General features: G+C 47.7%; 14 protein-coding genes and 2 pseudogenes. 5 read left to right on the top strand and 11 right to left on the bottom strand.

Features of this window, described 5'->3' with window-relative positions; translation table 11 throughout:
* The first annotated feature begins 172 nt into the window (after positions 1–172).
* Positions 173–481, top strand: a complete 309-nt coding sequence (locus L7E55_RS16595) for a hypothetical protein (RefSeq protein WP_277445465.1) — start codon at positions 173–175, stop codon at positions 479–481.
* 174 nt (positions 482–655) lie between these two features.
* Here the strand turns inward: L7E55_RS16595 and L7E55_RS16590 are convergent, their stop codons facing one another.
* Entirely contained in the window at positions 656–1,714 is a 1,059-nt protein-coding gene (locus L7E55_RS16590) for a DUF4179 domain-containing protein (protein WP_277445464.1), read from the bottom strand.
* The gene (locus L7E55_RS16585; RefSeq protein ID WP_277445462.1) at positions 1,687–2,262 is read right to left on the bottom strand and encodes an RNA polymerase sigma factor; all 576 of its coding nucleotides are present in this window, start codon (positions 2,260–2,262) and stop codon (positions 1,687–1,689) included. The genes L7E55_RS16590 and L7E55_RS16585 overlap by 28 nt, the downstream gene beginning before the upstream one ends.
* Positions 2,263–2,780: 518 nt before the next feature.
* On the opposite strand from L7E55_RS16585, the gene L7E55_RS16580 reads away from it, so the two are divergent.
* Both L7E55_RS16580 and L7E55_RS16575 read left to right on the top strand, forming a co-directional pair.
* Positions 2,781–3,233, top strand: a complete 453-nt coding sequence (locus tag L7E55_RS16580) for a hypothetical protein (protein WP_277445461.1) — start codon at positions 2,781–2,783, stop codon at positions 3,231–3,233.
* A gap of 362 nt (positions 3,234–3,595) precedes the next feature.
* Positions 3,596–4,846 carry a TolB-like translocation protein gene (locus tag L7E55_RS16575; protein ID WP_277445460.1) on the top strand — a complete coding sequence of 417 codons (1,251 nt, stop codon included), beginning with the start codon at positions 3,596–3,598 and terminating at the stop codon, positions 4,844–4,846.
* Positions 4,847–5,149: 303 nt separating this feature from the next.
* Here L7E55_RS16575 and L7E55_RS16570 read toward each other — a convergent pair whose 3' ends face one another.
* Positions 5,150–5,359, bottom strand: coding sequence for a hypothetical protein (locus L7E55_RS16570; RefSeq protein ID WP_277445459.1), 210 nt, complete (start codon positions 5,357–5,359; stop codon positions 5,150–5,152).
* 278 nt (positions 5,360–5,637) lie between these two features.
* On the opposite strand from L7E55_RS16570, the gene L7E55_RS16565 reads away from it, so the two are divergent.
* A complete protein-coding gene (locus L7E55_RS16565; protein WP_277445457.1) occupies positions 5,638–6,294 on the top strand; it encodes a hypothetical protein in 657 nt (218 codons plus the stop codon).
* A 687-nt stretch (positions 6,295–6,981) separates the two neighbouring features.
* Here the strand turns inward: L7E55_RS16565 and L7E55_RS16560 are convergent.
* The 3 genes and pseudogenes from L7E55_RS16560 to L7E55_RS16550 form a co-directional block, all read right to left on the bottom strand.
* Positions 6,982–8,775 (bottom strand): annotated as a pseudogene (locus tag L7E55_RS16560) (VirB4-like conjugal transfer ATPase, CD1110 family); the annotation flags it as partial.
* Positions 8,768–9,133 carry a PrgI family protein gene (locus tag L7E55_RS16555; protein WP_277445456.1) on the bottom strand — a complete coding sequence of 122 codons (366 nt, stop codon included), beginning with the start codon at positions 9,131–9,133 and terminating at the stop codon, positions 8,768–8,770. The pseudogene L7E55_RS16560 and the gene L7E55_RS16555, both read right to left, overlap by 8 nt.
* A gap of 61 nt (positions 9,134–9,194) precedes the next feature.
* Positions 9,195–9,392: a hypothetical protein gene (locus tag L7E55_RS16550; RefSeq protein ID WP_277445455.1), complete on the bottom strand. Its 198-nt coding sequence runs from the start codon at positions 9,390–9,392 to the stop codon at positions 9,195–9,197.
* Between the two features lie 222 nt (positions 9,393–9,614).
* Here L7E55_RS16550 and L7E55_RS16545 point away from each other — a divergent pair, with 222 nt between their 5' ends.
* Entirely contained in the window at positions 9,615–10,025 is a 411-nt protein-coding gene (locus L7E55_RS16545; RefSeq protein WP_277445453.1) for a hypothetical protein, read from the top strand.
* A 31-nt stretch (positions 10,026–10,056) separates the two neighbouring features.
* Here the strand turns inward: L7E55_RS16545 and L7E55_RS16540 are convergent, their stop codons facing one another.
* From L7E55_RS16540 to L7E55_RS16520, 5 genes and pseudogenes are all read right to left on the bottom strand, one after another.
* Positions 10,057–10,896 carry a VirB6/TrbL-like conjugal transfer protein, CD1112 family gene (locus L7E55_RS16540; protein ID WP_277445452.1) on the bottom strand — a complete coding sequence of 280 codons (840 nt, stop codon included), beginning with the start codon at positions 10,894–10,896 and terminating at the stop codon, positions 10,057–10,059.
* 64 nt (positions 10,897–10,960) lie between these two features.
* Entirely contained in the window at positions 10,961–11,188 is a 228-nt protein-coding gene (locus L7E55_RS16535) for a hypothetical protein (RefSeq protein ID WP_277445451.1), read from the bottom strand.
* A gap of 5 nt (positions 11,189–11,193) precedes the next feature.
* Positions 11,194–11,499, bottom strand: a complete 306-nt coding sequence (locus L7E55_RS16530) for a TrbC/VirB2 family protein (protein WP_277445450.1) — start codon at positions 11,497–11,499, stop codon at positions 11,194–11,196.
* A gap of 18 nt (positions 11,500–11,517) precedes the next feature.
* Positions 11,518–12,801 (bottom strand): annotated as a pseudogene (locus L7E55_RS16525) (VirD4-like conjugal transfer protein, CD1115 family); the annotation flags it as partial.
* A 69-nt stretch (positions 12,802–12,870) separates the two neighbouring features.
* Entirely contained in the window at positions 12,871–13,302 is a 432-nt protein-coding gene (locus tag L7E55_RS16520; RefSeq protein WP_277445449.1) for a hypothetical protein, read from the bottom strand.
* Positions 13,303–13,961: the final 659 nt, after the last annotated feature.

The following is a 13,961-nucleotide window of genomic DNA, read 5'->3' as shown; positions in this document are numbered from 1 at the left end:
CAATGAATGGCATATGCGGTCCATGTGAGTGGCGTTACATTTCTCACTTGCTTGGCTGATTGGCAAAACAACTCTCACGCCATTGACGGTGAGAATCCCACCGTCAAATTACGTGAGAAGCAACACTCTAGCCGGCCGGCTTAACAAAAATTTTGATAAGGAGGTGTTTATAATGCTATACGGCCCAGCATATTTCAATTTCTCAAATTTTTTCTGGGCTCCCCGTTTAGATTTATCTGCGCTTGCTATTAGCTCAGGCTCTACTGTGGTGGTAAGATTTGTAGATGTGAGCGGCGATGGATGGTCATTTGGTGTGAAGCTAGTAAACGAGGATACCGGGAACTCTACTACCGTTAAAACTGCGACTTCAAGCAATCCGCAAGTCACTTTTACGGATATGCTCACTGGGCATTATAGAGCATATGTTACCAATAATCAGTCTGGAACCTCTTGGTCAGGCTATATCTATATCATGTGGTAGAGTGTCTCTGATAACACAAGAAGCGGCCTACTCACCAATAGTGGGTGGGCCGTTCCTGTGATTTAAAAAAATACGAAATCATTGATCATATACAGCAAACATTCAGTATATTACGACAGTACTTGAGGTCCCCAGTTAATTTAAGTACTGTCGGAAACGTTATTTTAGGAATACTTAATTTAGTGGAATAGTGACATCGAGTTGTGGTAAATGTGGACAATTTCCTGTTACACCATCTTTAGCCTCTACAGATAAAACAGGTTCAATAATAATGGACTTTATATCGTTCGGTGGGGTTTTGCATTGGATTGTTACGTCCCAAACTTCTTCATCTCCGACTTTTTTTGCATAATATTGTTGGTTGCCAATGTACCATCCGCCAAGGGCCTGACGGCTGGGTGTATAAACGACAAAATCCATTCCTCTAAAACCCAGCTCATATTTTGGTTTGTCATTTACCGGTAGTTGCTGGCACACTTGCATCCAAATGGTGGTATGTACCGGCCCTTTACTTACCTTGTTGACCGTGATCGTGATTCCGTCATAGGTACTGCTTGCATCCTTTGGAAACTCATAGCGAGTGTCCTTATCTATCGCTTCACTGGAAACCGGAATAGATAACGTCCAATTTCCCTTTACTGTACCCACCTGATCAATAGGGATCGTGAGCATGCTGTTCTGAGGAGCCTGATCAGATGACAAGTCCCATCCCACATCACCACGGTACATATTTGCTGATGCCAAAGAATCCATACCCACGGCACTTTGAAAAGATAGCGGCTTACCGTTCAGTTGAATCTTTGTTGTGGCGAGATTAATTTGTGAGCCATAAATCGGTTCATACCCTTCCGGCACCTCTATAGCATAGATTAGTAATAACCGCCTGCCATCATAATAGGCTTTTGGCACAGTCACGGTAATCCCCTTGTCAGTTGCCGATGAATTAACATATGATGCATACTGATCGAGTTTTAAGTTATTAAACGAGTATAACTCACCAATAATCGGTACTTTTTGCAACATCTTAGCCATTACAGGTGAAACGAATCCTGAAACGCCAATCGCCAAAATCAGTAGTACTGCGGCACTAGCTGCATAAACGAGTAGTCGACGTTTCCAATCAGCCTTTCCACGTGCGCGTCTGTGGCTCTGTTTTACTTGTTTCCATGTCATTTGAGATACATTTATTCGGGCGGCATCTTCCATTAACGCCTTGTGGAACATGTCAGACATACTGAACCCCCCTCTTTGTCAACCCCGTTTTTTACTTCCTCGTTTATCTCCCGGGCGAGAACACGTCGTGCACGATTCAGGCGATATTTGAGCTTTCCCAGTTTCCATCCGGCAACCTCGGCAGCCTCGGTCTCCGTATATCCAATAAAATGTACGAGGACAACGGCGGTTCTCTCGCCATATGAGAGATGCCTCATGGCCTCGTCAATGAGCATTCGGCGCTCAGCTTGCAAAATATCGTTGTTCTGGTTGGAAATACGAATCCCGTCAATATCTATAACGGTTTTCCGTTTGCGCACTTTATCCAATGCAGTATTTGCCAAAATTCGGTAGAACCAGTTACGAAACGCCCGCACATCTTTCAGGTGTTGCCGGTGTACATAAAGTTTTATAAACGCATCCTGGGCGGCCTCCTCCGCATCGTGTTGATGCCTGAGAATCAGCCAGCAGGTTCGAACAGCCTGATCCCAGGCAAGCCGGAATAATTCCTCGTACGCCCGCTCATCTTTATGGCATACGCGCTGGATAATTTCCTCCGGTACATCCACTCGGTTCACTCCCTTTCTATAAGAATAGACGGTAGAAATGGAGAAATAGTAGGATGTAATTTAATTTTTTTATTTGATTATTCCTTGTGTAGGCAAATGACGACTTGAACAATGAGTCAGGGAGCGGTTGCATATCCAGCGGAGGCTAACGTGTTTAAATGGGGGGTCAGAAATGGATGTCCTTTATGCATTAGATTAGCATCACTGTTGCGAAAGCTTTTTAAGATTGTCTATATAGATAAGAAAACCTTTAAAGGAAAATATTTTATATTATCACAGAAATGAGACATACCACCTCTTCGTTGTACCCCCGATCACCAATTAGCCCCTTTCAAATCTGCATTTAAGGGATTGAATCCAATGGGCCTTTTAAAATAAAATGTGGTTAGTACAAACAACCAGAAAAAGTTCGCTGCTAACGCTTTAAACAAACAAATACAAAATTTAACTGCAGCAAATTGAAGGATGTTTAGATTGTCTCTAAAACAAACCAAAATTTAGAAGGTGAATGAAGAGTTGTGTTAAAAATTGGTCATTCTAAATGGAAGTTTATAATACTATCTGCTATTTGTATGTGTTTATTCTTTTCAATACAAGCCTATGTCTCACAACCTGTCGAACAATCGGCCCAAAACGCAGTTAAAGCGTTCTTTAATGCAGCATTGAATAAAGATTTCGATTCGTATGCAAGCAATAGTGTTGATACGATACCGTTATCTGTGCGCCGCCAATTGTTTTTCAACAATGAGCTCAATAATTTTTTGGGATACCAGATTGAATCTGTACAGAAGGTTGACAACGAACATGCAACCGCAATAGTAAATATACGCGAAAAGGATCTGACATTAACGATGAAATATCCTGTTCTTTTCGATGGGGAAAAATGGGTCGTGGATCTTGGCAACTCTGAAAATATAGCTCAGTATTCAAGCGATGGCAAAAAGATATTCCCGTTTTCAAGCGATAGCTAAAATATGCCCCCGTATTCCGGTAATGAACAAACAGTAACCCGCGATACCCAGCTACCCAATATGGAGGCATATTGGGTGATGGATATAATATGTTTGTTTACTCAGGGGAATTTAATGCTCCCCCTGAATATGTCACGGTGTCCTCCTGCTTTGATGGAAGGCGTTGAATGAAATACTTTATCAAAGTAATGATTTTATTCATAATAGCAATTACCTTAAGCGTTTGCTCAAATCTCCACGATTCTGCCAATAATGCTACCAAAACAAGCACGTCCTCTTATTTATCAATAACCTTAACGGACAAGGATCTAATGATGCTTCAGTTCGCATACCTGTAAATAATTTTCAAGGGAGGATATCAAATGTATTTTCTGCCGATTATTCTAATGGTCGTTGCTTTGTTATGTTTTGTTTTAGCCGTTCTCTTTATTATGCGGTTTAAAAAGACAAGGACCGCCAGTTATATGGTTTTATTTTTTATACTTCTTGTTCTCGGCATTAGTATCGGATTGGCTGGTATCAGATACACTATTCCTGTTCGCACTAGTCAAGATGTAGATGATAAGCTGAACATTTCGGGTAATGACGCACCTATTATCTTCAGCCGGGATGGTAATCTTTATTCTGTGCGCCTGGACGGTGCCGCGCCGGTCCCCCTAACCAATACTGGTTATAACAGAGTCACCTATTACCTGCCGCAGGAAGGTAAACTGCTATTTATAAGAGGACAAGATGTCGGCAATCTTACAGGTGATGTAATGAGTATTGATTTTGCGACCGGTCGGCAAAGTACGCTCTTGCCGGCGTCCATCCTCGGTTTGCCCGGCTTTCTCGGCTTCGTCGATGCAGCCCTTACGCCCGGGGAGAGCAGACTTATTGTGGCAGATGGAAACGAAGCCGCCGGAGGGGGTTTGCTGCATACGGCTTCGCCCGATGGAAAGAGCTTTTCCTCCTCGATCACGGGAAACATTGCTGCACAAAACTGCGCCTTCAACCCAAACGGCAACGGCCTCGCATTCGAAAATCACCACACTGACGTGCGGGCCACACTGATATACAACTTGGACTGGAACAAAACCCCGGTGCCTTTGATTACATCAGCCGACAATGACTACCACGCGCTCTGGGCGGAGGACTTCTCGTGGCGACCGGACGGCAGCGCCGTCACCTTTTTCGGTTATACTTTTGACAACTTAGCAGAGGGACCTAAGAACGGCATTTACGAGGTTACCACCAGCGGGTCGGTCACTCAACTTTACCCGGCACCCGGCAAATGGATATATAACTTGCACTGGCTTAGCGCCGACTGCCTGGCTTTCATCGCTATGCCGGCCAGTGGACATAAAGGAACAGATCCCGGCCCTGCAGAATTCTGTATCTTAGACACCCAGACCGGCCAACTATCCCGGTTGATGTCCTTATACTATGAGGTAGGCAGTCCTCAATGGTCCTGGAACCAGGACCGCACGGCATTTGTCTTCCAAAAGGAGTGGCGGGGCAGTTTATGGGTAAAGAATGTTTCTACCGGAGCTGAACGGGAAATAGCCAGTACAGAGGGTGTCGACCCTTATAGATTCTCCTGGGGCAGCGATCCTTTTGCCAGTCGCCATTAAAGTGGATTAAAGTGAGTAAAAGAACACCTCGTTCTTCCGTACGAGGAGCGGGGTGTTTTATTTGTAGCTATTTTGGGTGGATGCAACATTTGTTGACACGAACTCTTTTCCTAATTTTTCTAATGGAGCTAGACACACTCCTTCTTTGTACAAAGTGTCACCCTTGCTATCTATAAAAACAAAATTATAAACCTCAGAACCTTCAGTATTTACATCAGATGATATGGTATGCGGAAGACGGGACATTTCTTGACGTGCAATATTTACAGCTTAATTTTGATCATACAGTGGTTGGCCAATAACTTATACGATGTCAGGTAACCATTGCAGCTTATTTTTTTGCCAATTATCTGAGCCTGCAAATCTTGTAAAATTAACATGTGAAGAATCAGGTTCATTTGCAGAGTCGCTTTTTGCTGGTTCGGGACTGAGTATTTTTGGATTGCTTGAGCAGCCAGAAGCAACAATCAATATGGCAACTGTAAAAAAACTAGTGGAATAATTGATTTCCATTTATTTAACTTACCCATGAATATTAATCAAACAAATAAATTAATTTTCACATACATGTCATTATTAACTTTACGATGGATTTGGTTTAAAAAATATAAAAAAGTTAACCAATAAACAGCATCAGTGGAAATAAAGACATTGTCTTTCCACTGGTGTTTTTCATTGTAAACGATTACCTATTGAAGAATTTTCCTCGTTATGGTAAGTTCTATCCAATGAACCAAAAATGAGGGTATGATGGCTTTTGGGAGTTAGAAAGAAAAGAGGTTTTTGGCAAAATGATACAACTCAATAAGGGAATCATAATTGCTATTGTCTCGGCGCTCATTATTGGAGGAGGCGTTTATTATTCGGCTAACAAGGAAGCTAAATTTACTACCCCTCCTGCCCCAACACCAAGCATACAAACCAACCCTTTAGAAGAAAAAATCCACATTGTTAATAATAATAGCGAAGCAGGCCCAGGGCCTTTGACAAAAGAAAATGTGTCGCTTGCCGGTATACATATCGGCGATTCACAAGAACAAGTATTTAAGCTTTATGGTGAGCCAACCAAGAAAGAACAGTTTCATTCAACGCCGTTTCATGGATGGATTCATGGATGGAACTACGAGGAGTTGGGTTTATTTGTATCATTCTATAGAAAGAATGAGTTTGAACCTATTCAGGGTGTAGTTGATGTACTGGTTTCAGCACCTTCTACGCTCCATACTAACACAGGAATTGGAATCGGGGATTCTATTGAAAAGATTGTAGACAATTACGATTCTGTCAATGGGAGTAAGATTCACGATCCTGGTAATTATCGAGATATTTGGATTAATGGAGCTAATAAGTTCAGTATAGAAAACTCAAACGATTTCTATTATTATCCCACACTAAGGGCTAATTTACAAAATGAGCATGTTATCCGTATAGAATTATCGAATATTTAAGGTTTGTTAAGATGTTTAAAATAACGATGATCAGAAAGAAAGTTACAATTGTTATCATTACTGTTGTATTGAGTTTAGGTTCCTGGTCGGCAAATCAGAAGGTTAAAGTGCTTAATTGAGAGAAAGGAAGAAAATATAAATGAAGAGAACCATTAAAACAACAGTTGTTTTTTTGCTGATAACCACCTTATTAATTTTGGTGGGTTGCAGTAAATCAAAAGCAGTTCCGGTTAATCCCATTCAGCAGGATGATTCCAATTTACCTCAAGTCAACGTCGATGCGTTCAGGGGTCAGGGGCGGCTGGCATTTGTTTGGAACGGCCTTCTTTACGTCCTGGACGGAGATAAATGTACCCTCACAAAGCTAAGTGATGCCGGTCAGGTCAGATGGCCAAAGTGGTCCCCTGACGGACAGTGGTTGGCATACATTCGTTACAGTGATAACCAGATGAACGACGGTAAACTCTTGATCGTCAGCACTGACGGAAGCAAGTCACATGAAGTCACCGGTTTGCCATCGCCGGTTAATAATTCAAATGGAATCTCCTGGTTGCCAACTTCTGATGTGCTTGTTGTTACCCCCGAAGGACAGGGATTATATATGGTCCGCCCAGGCGAAACCCCTCGTAAAGTTAACGATTATCCGGGTTTTTTGTCACCGGATGGCAAAACCATGGCTTATGTGAAAAAGGTGTTCAGGCTGCCGGAGGTAAAAAGCTCGATGGCCAGGGCGATTTCCTGCGCCTCCGGTTCCACCTGCTTCAAAAGCTCCCCGTGGAAGTCCTGCAAGGTGGGTGTTTTCCCCTCGAAATTGCTTTGCAGGTACTTCCGGTACACGCCGGCGGTGCAACGGTCGATCAGGGATTTCTGCTTCGCCCCCAGGTACTGCCCGCCGATAAGCTGCTCGCACAGGGACAGGACGAATTCGGATTTCAGAATGACCGGGTTTGCGCCGTCGCCGTAATCCCGGTTCATATCCATGGCATTGATGTGGTTTTTCGAGGTGGCGGAGATATGGATGATCTCGCCGCCCAGCGCCTCCACCAGCGCCGAATACTCGCGCTCCGGATCAATCAGGACGATGTCGTCGCCGCCGGCAAGCATCTGGTTGACAATTTCCCGCTTGGCCGCGAACGATTTGCCGGAGCCGGAAACGCCCAGAATGAAGCTGTTTCCGTTAAGCAGCAACTTGCGGTTGGCGATAATCATGTTCTTGGAGATCACATTCTGTCCGTAGTAAATGCCGCCGCTATGGGCAATCTCCTGTGCCCGGAAGGGTATGAACACCGCCGTGCTTTCGGTGGTCAGGGTCCGGATGGCGTGAATCTTGCGCAGGCCGTAGGGCAACGCCGTATTCAGGCCGTCCATTTGCTGCCAGGTCAGGGTGGAGAACTGGCAAAGGTGCTTTCTGGCCGTGGTCAGCAGGGTTTCCGTGTCGCTGTCAAGCTGCTCCTTGCTGTCCGCGATATGCGCCATCGTGAGGACGGCGAACATCATGCGCTGGTCGCGGGTGGTCAGGTCATCCAGAAACTCCTTGCTTTCCCGGCGCTGCTGCTCCATGTCGTAAGGCACGACGGCGGAAAAGTTGTTATTTTCGTTCTGCCGCCGCTGCCAGTTGGTGATGTTGGTCTCCACCCCCAGCAGCCGGTTTTCCACCTCCCGCACGGCCTCATCCGTGGGGATGGGGATGATGTCCAAAGACAACATCATGTTGCGGTTCATGTCGCACAGCTCGGCCACCATGCTGTCCTTGATGAAGCTGGCGTACTCCCGCAGGAAGATGACACGCCCGAATCTGCTTCCCATGCGGAAATAGTCGCGTTCAAACTCAAAGGTGTCGGGGCAGATGTAATCCTTGAAATCGTGTCCCTTTCGCATGGTTTCGGACAGGTCGAACCGAAAATCTGTTTCCTCGCCGGCGCGGAAAAAGTCGTGCAAGATTCTGAGCCGGTCGGTGGCGTCCAACTCCACGCATTTGGAGCCCAGGTGGGAAAAGTGGGGGATGAGGTCGGTGCCGATGCGGGAAAAGTAGTTCCGCGCTTCTTCAATGTTCTTTTTCGCTACCGACACGGTGACGTATTTGTCCTGCACGATGCTGTTCGCGCCGGTGGCCTTCTCCAGCAGCATCCGGTTGTATTCCCGGCGGTACTCGTCTAGGAGGTCCTCCCGGAGGGGGATCAAAATGGAGCTTTCAAAGTCCGTCTTATTCAGGCGGCGGTTGTTGATGGTGATTTTGGTGGTAGCGCCGCTGTCAAAGGAATTCAAAAGCTCCGAATAGGACAGAAACATTGCTTCCTTATCCTCCTTGGAGGCCACGGCGTAATTGATGTCCGCAAAGCGAAAGGTCCGGGAAAACTTGTTCCCCACCTGAAAAATCCCCTCCGGCCAGATGGCGCGGATGGGGATGGCCTGCTGCACGCCCTTGGGGACGACAAACCTTTCCTTGTCCTGCTTCATGATTTTTTGCAGGGTCTTAATCATGGTGTTTCCATGCCTCCTTTTCGCGTTTTTCCAGGGCGGGCTTCAGGGCTTCGTAATAGATGTTGGTCGGGTGAAAGGTTAGGCGCTTGGGCAGGAGAAATTCCGACTTGATGTATGCCCAGAGATACTGCTCCGCCGTCATGCCGTGATATTGAATAAAGCCGAGAGCGGCAAAGGGGGCGGCACCCAAAATGCACATCCAGCTTACGGTTTCCGTGCCTAAGAAGCTCCGCAGGCCAAAGTAGATAGCCACGGCTATGCCAACGGCCAAAACAGAAAAAACGAACTGCCGCAGGGACAGTCCAAAAAACAAGCTCTCGGTATAGTCCCGGATTTCCCGGTTGATCTTGACTTCCAAAACATCGTCACCTCCATAAAAAAATAGCGCCTCTTAACGAAGCGCCATCGGGTTGCTTGCCTTATCGTTCCCGCTGTTTTTTCCTGTTTCGTTCTTTCTCCTTAATTACCTTGACTACCAATTCGTCAACCTTGCGGTTCTGTACCATAAATGCTTCATCCTGGGTAAGGGGGATGCCGTTCTTCAAGGCTTCCTCCGCAAGCCTGTTGAGTTTTTCCTTCTCTTTTTCCAGTTCTTCATGGTAATTCACCCGTTTCACATTGAAGCCTCCTTTGCCTCGGTCGCTGCGGTATCCTTTCATTTCTTTTTTCCATGCGTGACAAGGGAATCAGGGAGGAGGATTTATTCGTGCTGTACGCATCCATCTTCATTGCTACTGCTAAACTTCATGTTCAAGATCGTCACGGTTTTCCGGTCTTATTTGTATATTTGCGCTGCGTGATATAATGGAAATATACGGACTATGTGGAAAGTGACCATTATGGCAGCCGCGGCCCTTATTTCTCTTTGCCTTACGGTGGGATTGCTCATTCTTTCTTTCATATTCAAAGCAGCAGGAAAGCTCCGGCTGACGATTCCCGTCCTTTGCTTCCTGCTTTTCGGCACCGTGCTGAACAAGTGGGCGGTGGAACATGAGACTTTGGCGTACATCATCCTGTTCTCGTTGTTCGGCCTGACCGTGTTAAGCTGGATTGTGTCGCTGATAAAGGCGATACGGCGCAAACGGGACGAGAAGTACTTTGAAGATGATGTCGCGTGGCAGATCCGCCGGGCCAGAGAAATGGGCGTACCCCTTGACAAAGTTCAGTTCAACGAGCAGGGGGATTTGCTTGACCCAAGAACAGGGAAACCTGTTGTTTACGGGGATGGCGTTCCGTTCAAGGACATATGAGGATACCGGATTTTCTTGTCCGGTATCCTTTTTATAATCCCATCATTTCCCGCACCACCCGGTCGGCCATCTTCACCGCGCCGACCAGGATCAGCATGTTGAAAACCAGCTCCCCGATATAGCTCCACACCATCGTCACGGCGCTGGCGCTGGCGTCCACCACCGGCGGGGAGGCCGCAAAGACGGAAAAGATGACGCAGGCCAGAACGATGATGACCCCCTCCAGGCAGACGGCGGCATAGCTTTTGAGGAAGGCTTTGCCGATGCTCTGGCTGGGCTCTCCGGCAAAGGAGGCCAGAGGCACGGGGGCGATGGCGGTGTATAAGAACAATTTGAAAAAACGACCGTACACCGACAGGATCATGATGAAGGACAGCACCGTAATGAACAGGCTGCCGATGATCGTCACCGCCCACAGGGGGATGCTCGCCAAGAAGCTGCACTCCTCGACGGCCTGCACGATGGCCTGCGGCAAAACGGCCTGGCTTGTGGTGCCGAAGCCCGCGCTGCCCATGATGGTGGAGATGATCCCCTGAGCAATGGTAAACAGCGCCATCATCAGCTCCAGGCCGTAAGTCACAACGCCTTTCGCCAAAGCGAAGCGGATAAACAGCTTCAGGGCGTGTTCCGGCTTTTTCACCTCTGCAAAGCTGCCGCAGGTTTTCACCACGCCGATCACAAAAAACAATACCAGCAGGGCCAGGCCGATGGCTTGCAACGCGCCGTGGATATCGGCAATGACGTGCCAGATGCCGCCGCCGCGGAATTCCGTAGGAGACTGGGTGACAAGCTGCCAGATTTCCGCCAGCTTTTCGTTCCAGGTTCCCAGGGCGTTGTTCAGGTTCTCAACCACCCAATTGGCGCTTTCCAAATAAACTCACCTCGTTTCCAAGGCAAAGCCCGCGCCTGAAACGCGGGCTCTGCTTCCATGATCGTTACCGGCACGGTGCGTCCCTGCCGGGCTTTTTGTCCTTGATGACGCCATACTTGTCGTCCACGTAGAAATGATTGACAAAGGGGTTGTAGATCGCATGGCACTTGACGCCGTTATATTCGGCAAGATAATCGTTGTCGCCCAGCCGTCCCAGGATGGTGGCTTCCCGCAGTTCGCCGTCCAGGGAATGAATGTGCATGTTTTCAATGATCGGGAATTTGTTAAACATGGCCATCAACCTCCTGTGATGAGATTAAGGATTTCCTTGGCAAAGGTGATGATGACGCCGCCCGCCAGGGTCAGAAAGCCGTTGGCCCGCTGGCTCGGGTCGTGGGATTTCAGCGACAGGCCGATTTGCACAATGCCGAAGCCCAGCAGGATCATCCCGATGGCGCGGATCAGCCCGAAGATAAATTCAGACAGGTTGTTAACCACCTGAAGCGGGTCGCCGGCCGCGTAAACAGGGGTGGCAAACAGGGTCAGCAACGCCAGCGCGCAGCAAACCGTAAAAACCCTTTTGGTTTTTCCAGACATTTTCATAAGGATCATTCCTCCTTTTTATGATGGGGACAGGCTTTCGAGTTCTTCCTCGGAAAGCAGCTCGTAATCGCCGTCTTCTTTCAAGGCCACGGCCTGCCAGTCCAGGGCGTGTTCCGTGGTGCCGTGCCGGTAGGGGCGGCCGCCGCCGTCAACCGTCAGCTTCAAATTCGGGTGCTTGAGAATATCGTACTTGTCGTCCATGACGGCGTGTTCGCCCCGGATGAATAGCAGGGCGTAACGGTTGTCCAGCATCCGCACCTCGTCGGGGGTGAGAAGCTCGCGGCCCGACAACTGATAATTGGTGGAATAGCTGCCGTTTCTGCCTGCGCTCTTTCCGTAGGTGTTCAGGTCGATGGTTTCCTTGCCCAAAAGCTCGGACACATACTTGTGGGTGCTTTGCTCGTTGCCTCCTAAATACAAAAATTCGTCGCAGTTGCCGACAATGGACTCCCAGGTGTCTTTAAACAACGCTTTGAGCTGGGCCAGGTTTTGCAGGATGATGGAGACGCTGACCTCCCGGCTGCGCATGGTGGAAAGAAGCTTGTCGAATTCATCCGGCAGGGCGACGTCGCTGAATTCGTCCATCACGAAATGGACGTGCAGGGGAAGCCTGCCGCCGTAAACATGGTCAGCCAGGTAGTAAAGCTGCTGAAAAAGCTGGGTGTAGAGCATCCCCACGATGAAATTGAAGCTGCTGTCGTTGTCGGGGATCACGGCAAACAGGGCCGTCTTTTTCTCCCCGATGGCGGGCAGCTCCATTTCGTCCACCGTGGTAATGCCGGCGATGGTTGACAGGTTGAACTTTTCCAGCCGGACGCCCAGGCTGATTAAAATGGACTTGGCCGTCTTGCCCGCCGCCAGCTTGAAGATATTGTACTGCTTGACCGCCAGGTGCTCCGGTTCCCGCATGGCCAGCCGTTCAAACAGCTCATCCAGGGGGCTTTGGTAGGTTTCGTCCTCCTCCCGCACCTCGGCGGCGGCGATCATCTCCATGACCATCGGGAAGTTTCGCTCATCCTCCGGCGCTTCGTAGAGCAGGTAGAGAATAAGCGCCTCCAAGAGCGCGGTTTCGGAGCGTTCCCAAAAGGGGTCGTTGGTGTTGCTGCCCTTGGGGGTGGTGTTGCGGATCAGGTTGGTGACCAGCTTTAAAACATCCTTGTCGTCTTGCAAGTAAGTAAAGGGGTTATAGCAGTGGGAGAGGTGCATGTTGATCAGGTCCAGCACCTTGATGTAATAGCCCTTGGCTTTGAGCAGATTTCCGGTATCCCGCAAAATTTTTATGGATAGGTAAACCTTTGAAGTAATCTCCGGTTTTTCCCCCCATTCACACCGTGCGTGAACCTTTCGGCTCACACGGCGTTCCATCAATATTTACCTATTTGTACTGATTTCACTTAAGCCAGCGTGCTTACGCATCTTGTTTAACCGCTGAAAATGGATTGTACAGTTTTGCAATTTGAGCAGATACTTTTGAACAGTTTCTTCTTGTATGGCATGTACCAATTTGTGTGCATCGGAAGTGAGAAGGACCAAATTTGCGTATCGGTCATCCCCCTGCAAATGAGTGGGAATGATATGATGTACATTCATATCTCCCAATTCAAGTGCATCACCGGTTATTGCGCACTTGCCGCGCTGGGCGACATAAAGCGAAATCCGGTTGTCGTTCAGTTCGGCGCTTTTCCCTCTGATAGGGTTTTGCATGAGCTGCTGCAATGTCCACGGATCAATAGCTTTTTGCAGGGAATGTATTTTTGTCCTCCCGGCTTCCGTGTAGTTGCAGATATCCGATGGAAAACACATAGGTGGTACTGTGTTTTAATGCCGTTGATTGGGAAAAGCGCTATTCCACATAGTTTAAAAATTTTTCCCGTGAAGTCGCCATAATACTGCTCAAATGCTTTGCTTTTTAACCCAGTTTTACTTCGATGGCTTTTTATTCTGCATAGAAGGGTCTTTCTGACGTCAAAGGCGATACGGTCAAAATCAAGATACACATTCGAGGCGCATTTGTAATAGTTGTGATATCCCAATATGGCAGCGTTGAAATTCATTACGCTCCATTGATTAGGTTCTCTGCTTAACTTGTGTATCTGAGCTCGGATAGAATCCTTGCATTTGTTTAATGCCTTGTTCGTCATGTTTGATTTGATAACCCATTTGTTGCTTTTCCGGCGCAGTTTCATCTTAAATCCCAAGAATTCCGAGTATTGCTTCTTGAGATTGACAACGCGTGACTTTTCTTCGCTGATTTCTAAACCCAATCGCTCCTGTAGCCACATGCGCGTAGCGATAAAGAGATTATCCGCATCCGAACGCTTCTTGCAAAAGAGCTTAAGGTGAGTAGCCCAGGGGAATCTCACCCCCAGGCCCTCTCAGAACCGGACGTGAACCTCTCAGCTCATCCGGCTCCCATTATCCAGCCCCAGGAAAAATTCCCATTTGCCAGTGTACGAACAGTT

The organism is Pelotomaculum isophthalicicum JI (assembly GCF_029478095.1).
Lineage (GTDB): Bacteria > Bacillota > Desulfotomaculia > Desulfotomaculales > Pelotomaculaceae > Pelotomaculum_D > Pelotomaculum_D isophthalicicum.
The sequence above is the reverse complement of the archived record's forward strand: the minus strand, read 5'-3'. Positions and strand labels throughout refer to the sequence as shown.

Excerpts from the sequence above, each read along its gene's own strand:
- L7E55_RS16590 (WP_277445464.1), bottom strand. The coding sequence starts at position 1,714 with ATGTCTGACATGTTCCACAAGGCGTTAATGGAAGATGCCGCCCGAATA.
- L7E55_RS16530 (WP_277445450.1), bottom strand. The coding sequence starts at position 11,499 with ATGAAAATGTCTGGAAAAACCAAAAGGGTTTTTACGGTTTGCTGCGCG.
- L7E55_RS16520 (WP_277445449.1), bottom strand. The coding sequence starts at position 13,302 with ATGTGTTTTCCATCGGATATCTGCAACTACACGGAAGCCGGGAGGACA.
- L7E55_RS16535 (WP_277445451.1), bottom strand. The coding sequence starts at position 11,188 with ATGTTTAACAAATTCCCGATCATTGAAAACATGCACATTCATTCCCTG.
- L7E55_RS16570 (WP_277445459.1), bottom strand. The coding sequence starts at position 5,359 with ATGGAAATCAATTATTCCACTAGTTTTTTTACAGTTGCCATATTGATT.
- L7E55_RS16565 (WP_277445457.1), top strand. The coding sequence starts at position 5,638 with ATGATACAACTCAATAAGGGAATCATAATTGCTATTGTCTCGGCGCTC.
- L7E55_RS16595 (WP_277445465.1), top strand. The coding sequence starts at position 173 with ATGCTATACGGCCCAGCATATTTCAATTTCTCAAATTTTTTCTGGGCT.
- L7E55_RS16545 (WP_277445453.1), top strand. The coding sequence starts at position 9,615 with ATGGCAGCCGCGGCCCTTATTTCTCTTTGCCTTACGGTGGGATTGCTC.
- L7E55_RS16575 (WP_277445460.1), top strand. The coding sequence starts at position 3,596 with ATGTATTTTCTGCCGATTATTCTAATGGTCGTTGCTTTGTTATGTTTT.